The following is a 17,559-nucleotide window of genomic DNA, read 5'->3' as shown; positions in this document are numbered from 1 at the left end:
CCGAACGTCCCGGCAGCGTCGGAAAACCGGCGCATTCAGAATGCACTTCGAGGCATATCGACGTTAAAGAGAAAGGGGGTACGGCCGATACATCCTCCGTGCACCTCCCGAGAACGTCCATGTACTCACGCATTTTCATCCGTCTGGCCGCCCCCCTGGCTCTGACCCTGCTGCTCCCCTTCGCCATCGGTTTCGAATGGCCGGCCGCCCTGCGCTGGGCGATCCTGACCACGATGACGCTGAGCTGGCTCGGCTTTGCGTGGTGGACCACCCGCGCCCAGGCGCACCGCTCCCCGGAACACGCCCGTGTCCTGCGCGAGCAGGACCAGCTGTTGACCGAGCTGCGCAACTTCGTCGGCAACGAGATCGACGGTTCACGTGGCGAAGTGGAACGCGCCCGCGACCTGATCCGCCAAGCCGTCTCCAGCCTGGGTGGCAGCTTCGATGCGATGAACCGCAAGTCGCGCCAGCAGAGCCAGGCCCTGTCGCGCATCGTCGACCGCGCCGGTGACGAAGGCAGCGCCGGCCTCGACGTTGCCCGTTTTGCCCAGCACGCCAGCAACCGCATGGAACAGCTGGTGGAAGCGCTGGAACAGGTGAGCGGCCAGAGCAGCACCACCGTGCAGCACATCGACCAGATGGCGCAGCACCTAGATGGCATCTTCGCGCTGCTGGAAGACGTCAAGTCGATCGCCGACCAGACCAACCTGCTGGCCCTGAATGCCGCCATCGAAGCCGCGCGTGCCGGTGAAGCCGGTCGTGGCTTCGCGGTGGTCGCCGACGAAGTGCGCAACCTGTCCGAGCGCTCGACCACGTTCAACGAGCAGATCCGCAAGCTGGCGCACAGCTCCAAGGACGCCATCGCCAAGGTCCGCGAGACGGTTTCGCACATGGCCTCGCGTGACATGGACCGCTCCCGTGAAGCGCGTCAGGAAGCGGCGGCGATGCTCGATAACGTGGCGCAGATCAACGCGTCGCTGGGCGATGGCATGCGCGAAGTATCCGATTGCGCCCGTTCGATCGATGGCAGCGTGGCCGAAGCCGTGCGCGCCCTGCAGTTCGAAGACATCGCCACCCAGGCGCTGGGCGGCGTGCACACCCACCTGGACCGCCTGACCGCGATCAACCGCGAAGCGGTGGCCCTGCAGGAACTGCTGCACCGCAATGGCGGCGTGTTCGACGAAGAGATCGCCACCGCCCTGCAGCGCACCGGCAGCCGCCTGCGTGAACTGCGCAGCGAATGGGAACGCCCGCCGCACAAGCCGGTCGCCCAGCAGAGCATGGGCGCTGGCACCGTCGAGCTGTTCTGATCCTGATGTCCGCTGCCACTGCCGGCAGCCCGCAAGGCCCCGGTTCGTCCGGGGCCTTTGCCTGTAACCCGCCGTTGGATGCATCCTGTACGCGCACCATGACCGCAATCCGCGCCCTGCCCTCCCTGGCCGACAACGACCGCCCGCGCAACGCGAGCGTGCGTGAACAGCTGCAACAGCTGGAAGAGGTGGCACGTGAGGAGATCCGCGAGCTGCAGCAGCTGGCCGATGCGCGGCCTGCCCCACCGGCAGCCGGCGATGACGTGCTGGGCCTGGCGTGGGACCTGGGCTTGGATGGGGAAGCCTTGAGGTAGATCCACGCCATGCGCGGATGGCTTTCACCCGAGCACCAGCCATCTCAGGTCTTCCCTGTCGATTGGTGACCGCTGCCAACAGTGATTTGAGAATTGTTGCATGGCTTGAGCCGGGCCGGCAGGACACACTGCCTATTTGCAACCCAGGCATCAGCATGACGCTAGACCTTGACAAGGCCCGCGAAGCCTTCGAACAATTTTTGATGATCATGGACGACCAGATTGAATGGCTTGTCGACCAGGCGCACGTCCACGGCATCGACCTTGACGGCAGCCTGGAGAGCCTTGATCGCCTGGAGATCCTGTACACGACGATGGCTGCAACACTATCGGAGGACGAACAGAATGCTCTGAGGGTTGTGTTTGCACGATATCTGGGCGATGTAGTGTGGGAGCATCACGGCGGCAAATGGACCCTGCCACTGGATGACCCCAAGGACATAAACTTCAACATGCCGGTTATCGTGGGACACTCATCCTGCCCGTGGCTGGAATTCAATCCCATCCACACGATGCATTGCTATTCTCTACGGCCAAAGGTTGGAATGATCCGAAGCATCGTGGCGCACAGTGTCAGTCCGCAGATTCTGGACCTAAGCGACCTAGTTGAAGAGGATTGATCCAAAAGTCGATCCCGCAAGGCATACGGGCTGCTGCGAGCGCTCGCACCCTCATTGCTGCGGCAGGTCACTCCCCATGGCATGATCCCCTGGTCCCGCTCATGGAAGACCGATGGCCATCGCCCTGATCGCATTGCTGCTGATCGAAGTCCTGCTGCTGGTCCTATGGGCACCGTTCTTCTTCCGCACCGGCATCGCGCTGTTCAACCAGCGCATCGCCGCTACGCCGGCAGAGCTGGCGCAGCTTTCGCTGGCCGGGTTGGAGCATGATCTGCCGGCCGATACCTGGCTTCGCTTGGTGTTCCGCGCGCTGCCGGACGGCAGTATCGCCTTTCGCGAGAGCTTCGCGCCGAGCTTTGGCGGCCGCTACTTTCCGCTGATGCGCGGGCGGGTGATGATCGACGCACGACGCAGGGAGGTGCGGGTGGTCGGGCGATGCAGCTGGTTCGCGCTGGGCCTGACAGTGATGCTGGTGCCGATCATCCTGGTCCGCCCGGCTGCGTCGCCGATGTTGGTGGCCCTGCTGTTGTTCTACATGGGCTATTTCATCCAGCGCCGACGTTATGCAGGCGTGGTCGAAGCAGTACGCGCACGAATTCGCTCCGAATTTCCGCAGCGAATGGTTACCAAGCTGCAGTAGATCCACGCTGTGCGTGGATGATCGCGAGCACAGGCATCAGTGCCGACCAACGGTCGGCACCCACCAGAGCCGGCGCCGTCAGTAGATCCACGCTGTGCGTGGATGATCGCGAGCACCGGCATTCGTGTCGACCAAGGTCGACACCTACCAGAGCGGTGCGTCGGCGTGCGGCGATCCCGCCGGGCATGGCCCGGCGCTACCCTCAGCGTGCCAGCACGACCTCGCTGGCGGCATCGGTGCGGCCTGGCGCGAGGTGCTGCTGGCGCAACCACTGCGCCAGATCGCGCGGGCTGAGCGGGCGCGAGTACAGGTAGCCCTGGATCTCGTCGCAGCCCTGGCGGCGCAGCATGTCTTCTTCCTGGTGTGTTTCCACGCCTTCGGCCACTACCTTCATGCCCAACGCGTGGCCCAGGTGCACGATGGCCTGGGTCACTTCGGCCGTACCCGAATCATGCAGCATGCCCTGCACGAAACTGCGGTCGATCTTCAGGCGCCCCACCGGGAAACGGTTGAGGTAGTTCAGATTGGAGAAGCCGGTTCCAAAGTCATCCACCGCCAGTGGCACGCCGTGCCGTTCCAGCACGTCGAAGCAGTGGCGCAGAATGTCGGTGTCACGGATCAACGCCGACTCGGTCAGCTCGAGCTCCAGCCGCTGCGGCGGCCAGCCGTGGGCATGGCAGATCTCGATCACCCGCTCGGCAAAGCCACGGTCACGTAACTGCACCGCCGATACATTGACTGCGATGCGGTCGAAGTGCAGTCCGGCCCGATCCCAGGCGATGGCCTGGCGGCAGGCTTCGTTCAGCACCCAGTCGCCGATGCGCACGATCTCGCCGCACTTCTCTGCAATCGGAATGAATTCGGCCGGGCTGCAGTAGCCGATGCCGGGCCGATGCCAGCGCAACAGTGCCTCGATCGCCGGCGGTTCGCCATGATGGGCATGCAGCAGCGGCTGGTAGGCCAGGCTGAACTCTTCGCGTTCGATCGCGCCATGCAGCGCGTGCTCGAGCTCGAGCCGACGCTGGATACGCGCCAGCGCGTCCTGGCTGTAGTACTGGTAGGTATTCCGCCCTGCTTCCTTGGCCGCGTACATCGCGGCATCAGCGGCGCGCAGCAGCGAGTCGAAATCAGTCTGCGCGTCACCCAGCATCGCAATGCCAACGCTGGCGCCGACCTTCAGCGTGGTGTCACCACGGCGCAGCGGCTCGGCCAGCGAAGCGATCAGCTTGCGCGCCACGTGGCCGGCGTCTTCCGGCTCGGCCAGGTCGCGCAACACCACGATGAACTCGTCGCCACTGAAACGGCCGAACAGATCGTTGTTGCGCAGGTTCTGGTGCAGGCGCGTGGCCGCCGCCTTCAACAGCGCATCGCCGGTGGCGTGGCCAAAGCTGTCGTTGATGGTCTTGAAGCCGTCCAGATCGATGAACAGCATCGCCAGCGAGGTGCCGCGGTCGCGCGCTTCCTCGATGGCTTCTGCCGTCTGCTCGCCGAGCAGCACGCGATTGGGCAAGCCGGTCAGCAGATCGTAGTGCGCCAGCAGCTCGATGCGCTCGTTGGCCTCGCGCTCGCGGGTGATGTCACGGAACAGGACCACGAAGCGCGGCGGCAGGCCATCGCGGCGATCCAGCTCGATCAGCACCTGCACCCACACGCGCAGGCCGGACTGGCGGTAGAAGCACAGGTCCAGCTGCTCGGGGAGGCCACCGCCGGCAATCCGCACCAGTGCGGCCTCGAAGGCGCTGCGCGAATCTTCGGTGTACAGCGCCAGTGCCTGGTCCAGGCTGATCGGCTCCTTGCGCAGGCCGTGGATGCGGTAGCACTCCTCGGTCCACTGCATGTGCCGGGTCTGCACCTCTATCTCGCAACCACCGATACGGCCCAGTGCGGAGACACGGTTGAGCAGTTCGGTACGCCAGCGGATCAGCGCGTCGGTCTGGTGCTGCTCGGTGATGTTCTGCACCTGGCCCAGCAGGCGCTTGGGCTGGCCATCGGTGTCCAGCAGCGGCTGCATCCACAGCCGCAGGTGCTGCGAGGGCTCGTTGCCCCGGGTCAGTTCCAGCTCGATGTTGGCTGCGCGGCCATCGCGCCATACACGCCGCCAGGCGGCACGCAGCGCACCGCGCGAGCGTGGATGCAGCTGTTTCAACCAGCGCCGCTGGCCGGGCACGCTGCCCTGCTCCAGTGCCAGCAGTGAACGCAGCTCCGGCGACCACCAGAACGCGCCGCTGCTGGGGTCGAACGACCAGCTGCCCATGCTGGCGATGCGCTGGGCCTCGCTCAGGTGCAGCTGCTGCTCCTGCAGCAGGCCTTCCAGCTGCTTCTGCTGCTCGATATCGGTATGGGTGCCGACCATCCGCAGTGGCTGGCCGTCGGCGGTGCGCGCGACCACACGACCGCGATCAAGTACCCAGCGCCATTGGCCATCGGCCTGGCGGAACCGGAACTGGGCGCTGTACTGCTCGCTCAGGCCGCGCAGGTGCTGGTCCAGCGCGACACGTACATGGCCGATGTCTTCGCTGTGTACGCGGGCCAGTATCTCGGTGGCGGTTTCATCACTCAGCGCCGGCGTGCGGACTACGCGGTCGCTGGGAATGTCCCAGTCCCACAAGCTGTGGCCGGCACTGTCCAAGGCCAGTTCCCAGCGCCCGCCACCATCAACCGGCACCGGCTCCGGAATGCTCAACGTGAAGGCCAGCAGGTTGCCTGCGCCATCGTGCACGGCGCGCAGGTGGCCATCGTAGTGACCACGCGGGCCGCCAGGAAGCGTGCAGGCCACGATGCCGCCATCGGCCGCCAACAGGCGCAGATCTTCCAGCATCGGTGCGTACGCAGCCACGGTCGCCGGCAGGCCATGCTCGCGCGCAGCCGGATTGGCCGCCAGCGGGCGGCCCGTGCGGTCGACAATGACCAGCGCCGACGCAAGCGGGTGCTGCAGCAGGCTGGCGATGATCCCTTGGTCCACGCGATCTTGCTCCGGATGACACGCCCGTCAGCGGGGCACGCAGTGGTTAACGGCGCCTGCGCCGGATAATTGAGTGGCCAGGGCACACCTGCGCGGTAAGATGACCGGCGCCCCTTTTCACCCACCCCGTCCATGCCCGCAGAACCGACCGGCAACGCCCCTGTTCCCGACCCGCGGATGGCGCAGGCGTTGAGCCGCGACCGCCGGCGCGTGGTTCTGAGCTACCTTGCGATGGCGCTGGCATGGATGATCGCCACCGACAGCGCGGTACAGGCACTGGTGCCCGACCCGCACCAGGCAGCATTGTGGCAAGGGCTGAAGGGTTCGTTCTTCGCCCTGGCCAGCGCCGGCCTGCTGTACCTGCTGCTGCGCCCGCTGGCCGAGCACGTGCTGCATACTCATGCCCGCCAACAGGCTTCCGAACTGCGCCTGCGGCAGATGTTCGAAGGCAATCCCGGCCCGATCCTGGTCTACGACCTGGATACGCTGGCAATCCTCGATGCCAACCCGGCCGCCTGCAGCACCTTCGGCTGGGAACGTGATGAACTGCTGGAGCAGACCATCGATGCGCTGTGGCCACCGGGCCAGGACCAGGCGCTGCAGACCAAGCTGGAGGCGATCCGCGAGGCGCCCGAGGAGCTGTGCATCCTGCGTACGCAGCTGCAGCTGCGCGACGGCAGCCTGCGGCAGATGGAACTGCGCTCGAATTCGATCAGCTACGATGGACACAATGCCCGCCTGTTGATCGCCATCGATCGCACCGCCGAGGACCTGGCGCAGCTGCGCCGCGACCAGGCGCTGGCACGGGTCGAGGAAGCGCATGAGCTGGCCCGCATCGGTGCCTGGGAGCTGGACCCGTCCAGCGGACAGGGCCGCTATTCCAACCAGGTCTATCGCCTGCTCGGCCGACGCCCGCCCGAAGCCCGTCGCTGGCACCGTTTCGATGAACTGCTGGTGCCGGCCGACCCGGCCACCGCGTCACAGACCGAGCAGCTGCTGGCCGAGCTGTGCTCAGGCGAGCCGGTACAGGTGGACGTGCTGCTGCCACTGCTGGCGATGGACGGTCATGCACTGATGGTGCACCTGCGCGCCGCCAGTGGCACTGATGAAGCCGGCCGCAACCGTGTGCTCGGCACCCTGCAGGACGTAACCGAGCGCGAACAGTCACGCCGCCTGCTGCGTGAGCGCGAAGAGCAGTTCCGCGAGCTGGTGCGGGTACTGCCCGATGGCGTGGTGATCCTTTCCGACGAGCATGTGCTGTATGCCAATGCCTGGGCAGCAGGCCTGTTCGGTTATGGCAGCCACACCCTGCTCGGCGAGCCGCTGTCGGCGCTGGTTGCCGCCACCGATCTGGTGCGCGTGCGCGCCCAGCTGCGTGCCGGCCAGCCTCACCTGGGCCCTGGCCACAGCAGCGTGGTGGCAATGCAGCGCGCGGACGGCCGCCGCTTCCATGCCGGATTGGCGGTGGGCGAAGTGCGCTATGGCGGCCGCGACTGCAAGCTGCTGATCGTGCGCGACCTGAGCGATTCGGAGCGCACCCGCGCCGCGCTGGAAACCAGCAACCGCGAGCTGCAGGCGATGGCCGGGCGCCTGTTCTCCCTGCAGGAGGATGAGCGCCGTGCGATCTCGCGCGACCTGCACGATGACATCGGCCAGGCCATCACTGCGATCAAGCTGTCCGCCCATGCTGCGCAGGACGAGCATGATCCGCAGCGCCGCGCCGAGGACCTGGCGCAGATCGTCAGCCTCGCCGACACCACCGTGTCCAAGCTGCGCGACATTTCCACCCTGCTGCGGCCGCCACAGCTGGACGCACTGGGCCTGGAGGCCGCACTGAGCTGGCAGGCACGGGTACTGTTCCGCTCCTCGCCGGTGGAACTGCTGGCCGAGATCGAGCCCCTGCCACAGCGTCCCGACAACAGCATCGAGCAGGCCTGCTTCCGCATCGCCCAGGAAAGCCTGACCAATGCGCTGCGCCATGCCCGCGCCAGCCAGGTGCTGCTGCAATTGCGCGACGTCGGCCAGCGTAGCCTGCACCTGCAGATCCGCGATGATGGCGAGGGTTTCGACCCGGACGGTCCGCGCGGGCTCGGCCTGATCGTGATGCGCGAACGCGCACAGAGCGTCGGCGGGCATGTGCGGATCGAGTCCGCGCACGGTGAAGGCACCCTGATCGACGTCCACCTCCCCTACCAGGCGGCCAGCATGGCCGCCGTCGAGTCACCGGAATACTGAGCCTATGTGGAATCCCAACCAGCCGCCGGTCAGCATCGATGATGCCCCCGACCGCCTCGGCGCCGGCAACCCCGAACTGCAGGTGATGGTCACCGAAGCGGCCTCCGGCGGCACCCCGCTGATGTTGATGCATGTGGACATCGACCACTTTGCATCGGTCAACGAGAACATGAGCGCCGAGGTGGGTGACCAGGCACTGGTGCTGGTGGCGCAACGGCTGCAGTCCTACCTGCGCGGACGCGGCAAGCTGTGGCGCCACGGCAGCGACGAGTTCCTGATCGCCGTTCCGCGCACTGCGGATGTGCCGCTGCCGGAGGACTTCGCCGAGGAAATCCGCCAGCAGATGGAGCTTCCGCTGTCGGTGCTGCCGTACACGCTGTTCATGACCGGCAAGCTGGGCGTAAGCCTGTGCCCGGAACATGCCAGCAGCACTTCGCGCCTGCTCGACCACGCCGAGGATGCGCTGTACCAGGCCGCCCGCGAAGGCGGCAACGCGGTGCGCATCCACGCCGTGGACACCCCGCCGAGCGCTCACAGTGAAAGCATCATCGCGCGACAGATCGTCGATGCCATCCCCAATGGCGAACTGAAACTGCGCTACCAGCCGCTGGTCAGCGCCCGCGACGGCCACGTGGTGGGCATGGAGGCGCTGCTGCGCTGGCAGTCACCGACGCTGGGCATGCTGGTGCCGGAGCGCTTCATGCGCACCGCCGAGCGGCTGGGCATCATCGTGCAGATCGGCACCTGGGTGCTGGAGGGTGCGCTGAAGCAGGCGCGTCTGTGGCGCGACCAGGGCTTCGACGACTTCACCATTGCGGTGAACGTATCGACCCTGCAGCTGCTGCGGCCGAACTTCTTTGCCGAAGTGATGGGGGTGATCCAGGCCTCGGGCGTGCCGGCGCAGATGCTGACGCTGGAAATCAACGAAAGCGCACTGACCAACAACGTCAACTTCGTTCACGAGACGCTGGCCAACCTGCGCAACGAAGGCATCAGCCTGAGCCTGGACAACTTCGGCACCGGCGACTCCAGCCTGAGCGCGCTGGTGCGCTACCCGGTGGACAAGCTGAAGATCGATCGCAGCTTCATCAAGAGCGCGCCGGCCGGCAACCGCGAGGCCGCCATCGCCCGCGCCATCATCGCGATGGGCCACCAGCTGGGCATGACGGTGATTGCCAATGGCGTGGAATCGCAGGCACAGCTTGGCTTCCTGCGCCGCAACGACTGCGATGTGTTCCAGGGCTATCTGTTCGGCGAGCCGATGTCGGCCGATGCCGCCGGCATGACCCTGCGCCGTCGCTACCTGCGCCCGGAAGCGTTCGCCGAAACGCGGCCGGACCGCACCCTGCTGCTGCTGGACGACGAAGAAAACGTGCTGCGCTCGCTGGTGCGCCTGTTCCGTCGCGACGGCTACCGCATCCTGGCCGCCGGCAACGTGCGCGATGCGTTCGACCTGCTGGCGATCAACGACGTGCAGGTGATCCTGTCCGACCAGCGCATGAGCGACATGAGCGGTACCGAGTTCCTCGGCCGGGTGAAGATGCTGTACCCGGACACGATCCGCCTGGTGCTGTCCGGCTACACCGATCTGAACACGGTGACCGATGCGATCAACCGTGGTGCGATCTACCGGTTCCTGACCAAGCCGTGGAACGACGACGAGCTGCGCAAGCACATCCACCAGGCGTTCCGCACCTACGAGGAACAGCGCCGCAGCAATGCCGGGCCGGCGCCGGCTGAACCAGTCGATGGCGGCGAGGATCGTCCGTTGCGGTAACGATCCCCTCTGGTAGAGCCGGCCGCTGGCCGGCTGCTCTGGATGTCGGGTTCAATGAGGTTGCCGGCCAGCGGCCGGCACTACCATAAGCGGTCAGCGCGGCTGCTTCACCGGCAGCACCACGCGGAAACGCGAACCCACGCCCGGGGTACTGTCCAGGTCGATGCGTCCGTGGTGCTTGTTGATGATGCTGTAGGAAATCGACAGGCCCAGGCCGGTACCGCTGCCCACGGGTTTGGTGGTGAAGAACGGATCGAAGATGCGCTGGCGCAGTTCCGGCGAGATGCCGCCACCGGTGTCCTCGAACTCGACCCACACGTGGTCGCCATCGACGCCGGTGCGCACGGTGATGGTGCCGCGCTCGGCAATGGCGTGGCCAGCGTTGAGCAGCAGGTTCATGTAGACCTGGTTCAACTCCGACGGCAGGCACTCCACCAGCGGCAGCTGGCCGAACTCGCGCACCAGGTGCACCTTGTACTTGAGTTCGTTCCAGATGATGTTGATGGTCGATTCCAGACCGGAATGCAGGTCGACCAGCTTCCACGATTCATCGCGGCCGGAGTACGAGAAGTCCTTCAGGTCGCGCACGATGCGGGTCACCCTCTCGATGCCCTCGCGTGATTCGGCCATCAGCTGCGGCAGGTCGCGGCTGATGAAATCGATGTCCAGGCGGTCACGGATATCGTCGATTTCCGGGATCAGCGCCTTAGGGTCCGGCGCACGCAACGCGCGCTCATAGGCTTCGATGACGGTGAACAGGCTGCGCAGGTACTCCTGCAGGCTGCCCAGGTTGGAGTGCACGTAACCGATCGGGTTGTTGATCTCGTGTGCAACGCCGGCGGCGAGCTGGCCGATCGAGGCCATCTTCTCCGACTGCAGCAGTTTTTCCTGGGTGCCGTTCAGGCGCAGATAGGCCTGGCGCAGCTCGGCATGCCGCTGCTGCAGCTCGCGCTCGTAGTCTTCCTGCCCTTCAATGTGGCGGAACAGGGCCAGGAAATGCCCCTGGCCGACTGGGCCGTGATAGTAGAGGTGGGCAATGACCACGCCCTCGCCCAGCGGCAGGCTGCCATTCCAGTGGCCGTGCTGGCGCGCCTGCTCCAGCGCATCGGGCGGCAGCAGTTCGCGCAGGCGCTGCGGCGGCGGCAAGGCGCCATCCTCACCACTGGCGAGCAGGTTCTGGGCGGCCGGGTTGGCCAGGGCCACCTGCCCGTCTTCGGTGAACAGCAGCAGGCCTTCGCGCAGGCGCTCAAGCAATGCCTGCAGCACCGGCTGCGGCGGAAGGGGGGCGGTAACCAGGGCGTTGGCAGCGGACACGGCGACTCGGGGCGTTCGAACAGGCGCCCAATATACGCGGTCATGCAGCGGGCTTCAGCCCGCCGGAATGGGTTGTGCGACCGCCGTCGCGTCAGGCGACGGCGAGTGGGCGGCGCGCAGTGACCGTATGCGACTGGCCCTTGGCATCGTAGGCCGAGGCGTCCTCGGTGCGGCCCAGCTGGCGCAGTGCCCAGTTGACCTCGCGGCGTCGCCGCGACAGCAGTACGCCGTTGGCGCGGTTGCGCTCGGCCAGTTCCTGCAGCTGTTCGCCCTCGCCGACCGGCGGCGCGCCTTCCAGCGCACGCAGCGCTTCCAGCTTGGCACCGGTCGCCCGGATCAGGGCGTGCACGTCGTGCTCGACCAGGGCCTGGCGTTCAACGTCCAGGGCCTGGGCAAGGCGCTGCAGCGGCTCGCTCATCGCCGCGGTCATCCGTGCAGCTGCTGGTCCAGCTCGAGCATGCGCGAAGCAATCGCGTCCGGATTGATCTTGTAGGTGCCGTTCTGCAGCGATTCGCGCACGGCGGCCACGCGCTGGGCGTCGATCGCCGGTGCGGTGGTCAGCTCACGCTCGATGGCCTGCAGATTGGTGGCCTCGCCGGTCAGGCGCAGGCTGTCGGCCGCCTCGACCGGGCGGGTCGGCGCATCGCTGCTTACGCCGGGCTTGTTGGCCGGGGTCGTCACGCTGCGCAGTGCCTGGGGGACCTGCAGGTTGCCGTCGATTTTCTGGCTCATGGGGTGTCCTGGAGTTGCCGTACACAAGGGATAACGGCCGCAGGGCCGTGATCTTTAGGGATATTCTGCGGTAATTCAACGCGCCACGATTACGTCACCTGCGGCATCGACCGTACCCTGCACGATCCGCCGCGAGGACAGGTTCTCTACCGAAACCCGTTCGTTCTCACCGGCATCACCCATCGCGCGGCCGGCAATGCGGACCTCGACCGAGCCGCGACGCGAAACCAGGGCCACATTGTCTCCGCGCTTGATGAGACGCTGCACCACCAGATCGTTGTTCGACAGCAGGGCCCCGGCCTGCAGCGGACGACGGGCGATGCGGCCGATCGCCGCATTGGGATCGGCCAGCACCGCACCGGCAATCCGGGCGGCATCACGCTGGGCAGTGGTGATATCGGCGGCAGTGAGGGTTTCTCCAGTGCCGATTCCACGGTTGAGCACCAGTACGGTCTGGTTGCGCCGGACCTTCACCGGTACGAACAGGCGCCAGCCACCGGCATCGGGACAGCTGACCTCCACCGTGGTGTTGGCGGTCGGCTGCACCTGTAATGCGCCACCACACCTGGGCAAGCGCAGCGCATCGGCCACCTGGGCCTCACCCTCGCTGCCGGCCGCCAGCGTCGACAACGCTGCCGCGCGGATGCTGGCCACCGGCTGCCAGTCGGCAGCGACCGCCCACGGCGAGGCCACGGCCAGCGCGATGGCGAATAGAGATGTGACCCGGCGCATGGCGCCTCCTTATCGGTAAGACCTGGCCCAGGTGCGTGCAAGGGGTGTGCCAGAGCGACAGGGCTGACTTTTGTAGAGTCGAGCCGTGCTCGACTTGCTCTTCTGTAGAGTCGAGCCCTGCTCGACTGGCCGTTCGGAGCAGAGCAGTCGAGCACGGCTCGACTCTACAAAAGCGCTCAAGTTCGGCCGCCACCACGCCGATACAGCAGCCATGTCCCATGACCTGCTCAACCGGATCGACCAGCGGACCCGACTGGCCGGCCACAACCGCCTGGCGCTGCTGCTGTTCCGCCTCGGCGGACGTCAGCTTTTTGGCGTCAATGTCTTCAAGGTGCAGGAAGTCCTGCGCCGCCCGGAACTGTTCCAGGTGCCCGGCCTGCCCAGCCAGTTCGCCGGCGTGGCCGACGTGCGTGGCCGCTCGGTACCGGTGCTGGACCTGGGCCTGGCGATCGGCCACCCCGAGCGCGAGCCGGATGCCGATACCGCGCCCGGCTACCTGGTCGTCACCGAATTCAACCGTTCCATCCAGGGCTTCCTGGTCAGCGGCGTGGAGCGCATCGTCAACATTGCGGTGGAAGACATCCATCCGCCGCCGGAACTGGGCGCCGAATCCAGCTACCTGACCGCGGTGACCCGCTTCCAGGGCGAGCTGATCCAGGTGATCGACGTTGAAAGCGTACTGGCCGACATCGCCCAGGTGCGCGGTGAAGCCGTGCTCGACCCAGCGATGGCGATGCCGTCCGATGGCCCGCAGCTGCAGGTGCTGGTGGTGGACGACTCGCGTGTGGCCCGCCAGCAGATCCGCAGCGTGCTGGACCAGCTGGGGGTGGGCGCCACCCTGCTCTCGGACGGCAAGGCGGCGCTGGACCACCTGCTGCAGATCCACGCCTCGGGCGAGAACCCTGCCGAGCGCTACGCCATGGTCATCTCGGACATCGAGATGCCGGCCATGGACGGCTACACGCTGACGACGGAAATCCGGCGCCATCCTGGCCTGGCCGGCCTGTATGTGCTGCTGCACACCTCGCTGTCGGGCGTATTCAACAATGCGATGGTCGAGCGCGTCGGCGCCAATGCCTTCGTCGCCAAGTATTCGCCGCACGAGCTGGCCGACTTCGTGCTGGACCGCCTGCGCAAGGTGGCGATGGCTGCGTAAGGCCGGCCGCGGGGTCGGATCCCGGAACGGGGTCAGAGCCCCTGCGGGGATCTGACCCCGCGCCTTTGGCACACGCCTTGCAGCTTCCCGGGCAACGTTCCCGTGGGAGTGCATCGTGCGCAACCTGATTACCGACTACCTGGGCGTCCACGCCCAGGCCATGCCGTTGCGCGAACAGCGGATGAAGCTGATCGCCAGCAACCTCGGCAATGCCGACACTCCCGGCTACAAGGCCCAGGACCTGGACTTCGATGCCGCCCTGCGCCATGCCCAGGGGCAGGATGCCAACGGCCTGATGACCACCACCAACGAGCAGCACTACGAGATCAGTAGTGGCCTGAACCCGTTCCAGATCGCGCGCGAAGGCGTGCAGCCCAGCCTCGACGGCAACACCGTCGATCCCGATGCCGAGCGCGCCGCCTATGGCCGTGCCGCGCTCGAGTACCGCGCCTCGCTCAGCTTCGTCGAGAGCAAGGTGCGTTCCATGCTGACTGCGATCACGGGGCAATAAGCCATGAGCAACCTGCCGATCTTCGACATCGCCGGCTCCGCGCTGCAGGCGCAGTCGGTGCGCATGAGCACCATCGCCTCCAACCTCTCCAACGCCGACACCGTAGCCGGTTCCGCCGACGCTGTGTACAAGCCGCTGGAGCCGATCTTCCAGGCTGTCACCAGCAAGAACGATCCGAACATCACCTCGGTGAAGGTGAAGGAGATCACCCAGAGCGAGGCGGCGCCGATCAAGCGCTACGAGCCGGGCCATCCGCTGGCCGACGCCGACGGCTACATCTACCAGCCCGACGTCGATCCGGTGGCACAGATGGTCAACCTGATCTCGACCTCGCGCAATTACCAGGCCGGCGTGGAGATGTTGACCACCGCCAAGGAACTGGCCCTGGCCACCCTGACCATGGGCCGCTGAGGCCCGCAGCACCGGATACCGCCATGACCACCGCCGTCAACAACCAGACCAACCAGGACGTCTACTCCGCGCTCGGCCTGAATGCCCCCAACAGCAACGCCACGAAAAAGAAGAACACGCTGGACCAGGCCGATTTCCTGCGCCTGATGACCGAGCAGCTGCAGCACCAGGATCCGCTGAAGCCGATGGACAACACACAGATGGTCGCGCAGATGGCGCAGATGTCGACCGTGCAGGGCATCACCGATCTGAACAAGACGGTCAAGGGCTTCCAGGAATCGATGGCCAGCGACCAGGTGCTGCGTGGCGCCGCGCTGGTCGGCCACCAGGTGCTGGTGCCTTCGGAAAAACTGGTGCTGGAAAAGGAAGGCACGGTGGAAGGCACCGTTGCCGCACCGGCGGCCGGCATCGTCACCGTGGACATCACCGACGCCAACGGCGCCAAGGTCACCTCGCTGAGCGTGGAAGCCAAGGCCGCGGGCGAAACCGCCTTCAAGTGGGATGGCAAAGATGCCAACGGCAAGCGCATGGAGCCCGGAAAGTATTCCATCGTCGCCAACCATGTCGACACCGCCGGCAAGAGCACCAAGCTGTCCACCTTCGTGCAGGCACCGGTGGAGAGCGTGACCGTCGGTTCCGACGGCCTGTACCTGAACCTCAAGGGCCTGGGCACGGCCCCGATCGACTACGTGCTCCGCGTCAGCTGAGCCGCACACCCCGCACTTACCAGGAGCATCCCATGGGCTTCAATGTCTCGCTGTCCGGCATCAATGCCGCCAATTCCGACCTGAGCGTCACCGCCAACAACGTCGCCAACGTCAACACCACCGGCTTCAAGGAATCGCGCGCGGAATTCGCCGACCTGTTCTCGGCTACCGGCTACGGCCTGTCGAAGAACGCGGTCGGTTCGGGTGTGCGCGTCTCCAACGTCGCCCAGCAGTTCAAGCAGGGCCACAACGAACAGACCGGGCGCAGCCTGGACATGGCCATTTCCGGTGAAGGCTTCTTCACCATGAACATGAACGGCACCCGCGTGTACTCGCGCGCCGGCAACTTCCAGACCGATCCGTCCGGCTACGTGATCAACCCGCAGGGCGCACGCCTGCAGGTGTTCGCGCCGAACGCCGATGGCACCAACTTCGACGCCGGCCGCATGGTCGACCTGCAGCTGCTGACCACCGACAGCGCGCCGAAGCAGACCAGCGAAGTCAAGGTCGGCTTCACCCTGCCTGCCAACGCCAAGCAGCCGACGGTCACGACCTTCGACCCGACCGATTCCAACAGCTACAACCACTCCAGCGGTGGCATCACCGTGTACGACTCGCTGGGCGTGAGCCACATCCAGGTGTCCTACTTCGTGAAGGGCGCCAACCCGAACGAATGGACGGTGCGCAACTACGTCGATGGCCAACCGGCTGGCGCGCCGACGCCGGTCACCTTCGACAACAGCGGCAAGCTGACTGCACCTGCCAACGGCAAGGTCAGCCTCGGCACCTTCACCCCGACCACCGGCGCCGGCGTGCTGAACATGACGCTCGATGTCAGCGGCTCGACCCAGTACGGCGAGAAGTTCGCGCTGCGCAACACACAGCAGGACGGCTACGCCGCCGGCAAGCTCAACGAGATCACCGTATCGGAAACCGGCGTGGTCTACGCCCGCTACTCCAACGGTGCCGACAAGCCGCTGGGCCAGGTTGCGCTGACCACCTTCAACAATCCGCAGGGCCTGGAATCGAAGGGCAACAACCTGTGGGTGGATACCTTCAGCTCGGGCACGCCGCGCACCGGCATGCCGGACACCTCCAACCTCGGCAAGATCCAGGCCGGCTCGCTGGAAGCGTCCACCGTCGACCTCACCGAGCAGCTGGTCAACATGATCACCGCGCAGCGCAACTTCCAGGCCAACGCGCAGATGATCACCACCCAGGACCAGATCACCCAGACTGTCATCAACATCCGTTGATGACGCGCTGACCCTGTCACGGAACTCCCCGCATGGATAAAGCCCTTTACGTGGCGATGACCGGTGCCCGCGCCTCCCTGCAGGCGCAGGGTACGCTCAGCCACAACCTCGCCAACTCGGATACCCCTGGCTTCAAGGAAGCGCTGGCCAATACCGAAGCCTTCCCGATCCGTGGCCCGGGCTTTGCCTCGCGGGTGGATGCGCTGCATGTCGACGCCGGGTTCAACCGCACGCCCGGCTCGCAGCACATCACCGGCAAGCCGCTGGACCTGTCTCTGCAGACCGGCACCTGGCTGGCCGTGCAGTCCAGTGATGGCAGCGAAGCGTACACGCGCGGCGCGGCGCTGTCGGTGACACCCAACGGCCAGCTGGTGACCTCCAGCGGCCGCCCGGTGCTGGACGACAACAACAACCCGATCGCCATTCCGCCCTACCAGGCGATGGAGATCGGTGCCGACGGCACGATCTCGATCATTCCGCAGGGCGAAGGCCCGCAGACCATGGCGCAGATCGGCAGGATCAAGGTCGTGCAGGCACCGGATGAGCGCCTCGAACGCGGCCTGGATGGCCTGTTCCGCAACACCGACCCGCTGCAGCCGTTCGCACCGGCACAGGGCACGGCCGTGCACAGCGGCCAGCTGGAAGGCAGCAACGTGGATGCCGCTGGCGCGCTGGTGCAGATGATCCAGCTGCAGCGCCAGTACGAAATGCAGGTGCAGGTGATCAAGCACGGCGACGAAAACGCGCGCAGCGCCAACAGCATGCTGCGCCTGGGCAGCTGACGGGATTCCGGCGCCGGTTGATGCCGGCGCTGGCACACCGCTTGCACACCCGATACCAAGGGCCGCACCACGCGGCCGGCTTCACCAGACAGGACAGCGA

At 66.1% G+C, this 17,559-nt stretch carries 17 protein-coding genes; 12 read left to right on the top strand and 5 right to left on the bottom strand.

What is annotated here, in order from left to right; genetic code table 11:
• The first annotated feature begins 119 nt into the window (after positions 1-119).
• The 4 genes from AC3ITW_RS10470 (at position 120) to AC3ITW_RS10455 (ending at position 2,884) form a co-directional block, all read left to right on the top strand.
• Positions 120-1,310 (top strand): methyl-accepting chemotaxis protein, encoded by a 1,191-nt coding sequence (locus AC3ITW_RS10470; RefSeq protein ID WP_012510994.1) that lies wholly within the window; start codon positions 120-122, stop codon positions 1,308-1,310.
• A 98-nt stretch (positions 1,311-1,408) separates the two neighbouring features.
• Complete coding sequence (locus AC3ITW_RS10465) at positions 1,409-1,624, top strand: hypothetical protein (RefSeq protein ID WP_489390324.1); 216 nt, start codon at positions 1,409-1,411, stop codon at positions 1,622-1,624.
• Between the two features lie 65 nt (positions 1,625-1,689).
• Positions 1,690-2,244 (top strand): hypothetical protein, encoded by a 555-nt coding sequence (locus AC3ITW_RS10460; RefSeq protein ID WP_489390323.1) that lies wholly within the window; start codon positions 1,690-1,692, stop codon positions 2,242-2,244.
• 112 nt (positions 2,245-2,356) lie between these two features.
• Positions 2,357-2,884 carry a hypothetical protein gene (locus AC3ITW_RS10455; RefSeq protein ID WP_489390322.1) on the top strand — a complete coding sequence of 176 codons (528 nt, stop codon included), beginning with the start codon at positions 2,357-2,359 and terminating at the stop codon, positions 2,882-2,884.
• A gap of 202 nt (positions 2,885-3,086) precedes the next feature.
• Here the strand turns inward: AC3ITW_RS10455 and AC3ITW_RS10450 are convergent, their stop codons facing one another.
• Positions 3,087-5,846: a bifunctional diguanylate cyclase/phosphodiesterase gene (locus tag AC3ITW_RS10450; RefSeq protein ID WP_489390321.1), complete on the bottom strand. Its 2,760-nt coding sequence runs from the start codon at positions 5,844-5,846 to the stop codon at positions 3,087-3,089.
• Positions 5,847-5,978: 132 nt separating this feature from the next.
• Here AC3ITW_RS10450 and AC3ITW_RS10445 point away from each other — a divergent pair, with 132 nt between their 5' ends.
• Together AC3ITW_RS10445 and AC3ITW_RS10440 are read left to right on the top strand one after the other, a co-directional pair.
• Entirely contained in the window at positions 5,979-8,081 is a 2,103-nt protein-coding gene (locus AC3ITW_RS10445) for a sensor histidine kinase (RefSeq protein ID WP_489390320.1), read from the top strand.
• 4 nt (positions 8,082-8,085) lie between these two features.
• Positions 8,086-9,858: an EAL domain-containing protein gene (locus AC3ITW_RS10440; protein WP_197581025.1), complete on the top strand. Its 1,773-nt coding sequence runs from the start codon at positions 8,086-8,088 to the stop codon at positions 9,856-9,858.
• A 93-nt stretch (positions 9,859-9,951) separates the two neighbouring features.
• Here the strand turns inward: AC3ITW_RS10440 and AC3ITW_RS10435 are convergent, their stop codons facing one another.
• The 4 genes from AC3ITW_RS10435 to flgA form a co-directional block, all read right to left on the bottom strand.
• The gene (locus AC3ITW_RS10435) at positions 9,952-11,172 is read right to left on the bottom strand and encodes an ATP-binding protein (protein WP_489390319.1); all 1,221 of its coding nucleotides are present in this window, start codon (positions 11,170-11,172) and stop codon (positions 9,952-9,954) included.
• 91 nt (positions 11,173-11,263) lie between these two features.
• Positions 11,264-11,602 (bottom strand): flagellar protein FlgN, encoded by a 339-nt coding sequence (locus AC3ITW_RS10430; RefSeq protein ID WP_006366325.1) that lies wholly within the window; start codon positions 11,600-11,602, stop codon positions 11,264-11,266.
• Positions 11,599-11,904, bottom strand: a complete 306-nt coding sequence (gene flgM, locus AC3ITW_RS10425; protein ID WP_006366323.1) for a flagellar biosynthesis anti-sigma factor FlgM — start codon at positions 11,902-11,904, stop codon at positions 11,599-11,601. Before flgM ends, AC3ITW_RS10430 begins: the two co-directional genes overlap by 4 nt.
• 75 nt (positions 11,905-11,979) lie before the next feature.
• Positions 11,980-12,636, bottom strand: a complete 657-nt coding sequence (flgA, locus tag AC3ITW_RS10420; protein WP_100434598.1) for a flagellar basal body P-ring formation chaperone FlgA — start codon at positions 12,634-12,636, stop codon at positions 11,980-11,982.
• A 211-nt stretch (positions 12,637-12,847) separates the two neighbouring features.
• Here flgA and AC3ITW_RS10415 point away from each other — a divergent pair, with 211 nt between their 5' ends.
• The 6 genes from AC3ITW_RS10415 to AC3ITW_RS10390 all read left to right on the top strand — a co-directional run bounded on the left by AC3ITW_RS10415 (position 12,848) and on the right by AC3ITW_RS10390 (position 17,459).
• On the top strand, positions 12,848-13,792 hold the full coding sequence (locus AC3ITW_RS10415; protein ID WP_006366257.1) for a chemotaxis protein: 945 nt from the start codon (positions 12,848-12,850) through the stop codon (positions 13,790-13,792).
• Positions 13,793-13,907: 115 nt separating this feature from the next.
• Positions 13,908-14,303 carry a flagellar basal body rod protein FlgB gene (gene flgB, locus AC3ITW_RS10410; protein ID WP_006366156.1) on the top strand — a complete coding sequence of 132 codons (396 nt, stop codon included), beginning with the start codon at positions 13,908-13,910 and terminating at the stop codon, positions 14,301-14,303.
• A gap of 3 nt (positions 14,304-14,306) precedes the next feature.
• Positions 14,307-14,714 carry a flagellar basal body rod protein FlgC gene (gene flgC / locus AC3ITW_RS10405; RefSeq protein ID WP_005416461.1) on the top strand — a complete coding sequence of 136 codons (408 nt, stop codon included), beginning with the start codon at positions 14,307-14,309 and terminating at the stop codon, positions 14,712-14,714.
• Positions 14,715-14,737: 23 nt separating this feature from the next.
• A complete protein-coding gene (locus AC3ITW_RS10400; RefSeq protein WP_006366154.1) occupies positions 14,738-15,421 on the top strand; it encodes a flagellar hook assembly protein FlgD in 684 nt (227 codons plus the stop codon).
• A 32-nt stretch (positions 15,422-15,453) separates the two neighbouring features.
• A complete protein-coding gene (gene flgE / locus AC3ITW_RS10395; RefSeq protein WP_006366152.1) occupies positions 15,454-16,677 on the top strand; it encodes a flagellar hook protein FlgE in 1,224 nt (407 codons plus the stop codon).
• Between the two features lie 32 nt (positions 16,678-16,709).
• Complete coding sequence (locus AC3ITW_RS10390; RefSeq protein WP_012510988.1) at positions 16,710-17,459, top strand: flagellar basal body rod protein FlgF; 750 nt, start codon at positions 16,710-16,712, stop codon at positions 17,457-17,459.
• Positions 17,460-17,559 lie beyond the last annotated feature (100 nt).

This window comes from Stenotrophomonas sp. KH_052, assembly GCF_057838755.1.
The sequence above is the reverse complement of the archived record's forward strand: the minus strand, read 5'-3'. Positions and strand labels throughout refer to the sequence as shown.

Excerpts from the sequence above, each read along its gene's own strand:
- AC3ITW_RS10430 (WP_006366325.1), bottom strand. The coding sequence starts at position 11,602 with ATGACCGCGGCGATGAGCGAGCCGCTGCAGCGCCTTGCCCAGGCCCTG.
- AC3ITW_RS10400 (WP_006366154.1), top strand. The coding sequence starts at position 14,738 with ATGACCACCGCCGTCAACAACCAGACCAACCAGGACGTCTACTCCGCG.
- flgC (WP_005416461.1), top strand. The coding sequence starts at position 14,307 with ATGAGCAACCTGCCGATCTTCGACATCGCCGGCTCCGCGCTGCAGGCG.
- AC3ITW_RS10390 (WP_012510988.1), top strand. The coding sequence starts at position 16,710 with ATGGATAAAGCCCTTTACGTGGCGATGACCGGTGCCCGCGCCTCCCTG.
- AC3ITW_RS10470 (WP_012510994.1), top strand. The coding sequence starts at position 120 with ATGTACTCACGCATTTTCATCCGTCTGGCCGCCCCCCTGGCTCTGACC.
- flgA (WP_100434598.1), bottom strand. The coding sequence starts at position 12,636 with ATGCGCCGGGTCACATCTCTATTCGCCATCGCGCTGGCCGTGGCCTCG.
- AC3ITW_RS10455 (WP_489390322.1), top strand. The coding sequence starts at position 2,357 with ATGGCCATCGCCCTGATCGCATTGCTGCTGATCGAAGTCCTGCTGCTG.
- AC3ITW_RS10440 (WP_197581025.1), top strand. The coding sequence starts at position 8,086 with ATGTGGAATCCCAACCAGCCGCCGGTCAGCATCGATGATGCCCCCGAC.
- AC3ITW_RS10465 (WP_489390324.1), top strand. The coding sequence starts at position 1,409 with ATGACCGCAATCCGCGCCCTGCCCTCCCTGGCCGACAACGACCGCCCG.
- AC3ITW_RS10415 (WP_006366257.1), top strand. The coding sequence starts at position 12,848 with ATGTCCCATGACCTGCTCAACCGGATCGACCAGCGGACCCGACTGGCC.
- flgE (WP_006366152.1), top strand. The coding sequence starts at position 15,454 with ATGGGCTTCAATGTCTCGCTGTCCGGCATCAATGCCGCCAATTCCGAC.
- AC3ITW_RS10445 (WP_489390320.1), top strand. The coding sequence starts at position 5,979 with ATGCCCGCAGAACCGACCGGCAACGCCCCTGTTCCCGACCCGCGGATG.
- flgM (WP_006366323.1), bottom strand. The coding sequence starts at position 11,904 with ATGAGCCAGAAAATCGACGGCAACCTGCAGGTCCCCCAGGCACTGCGC.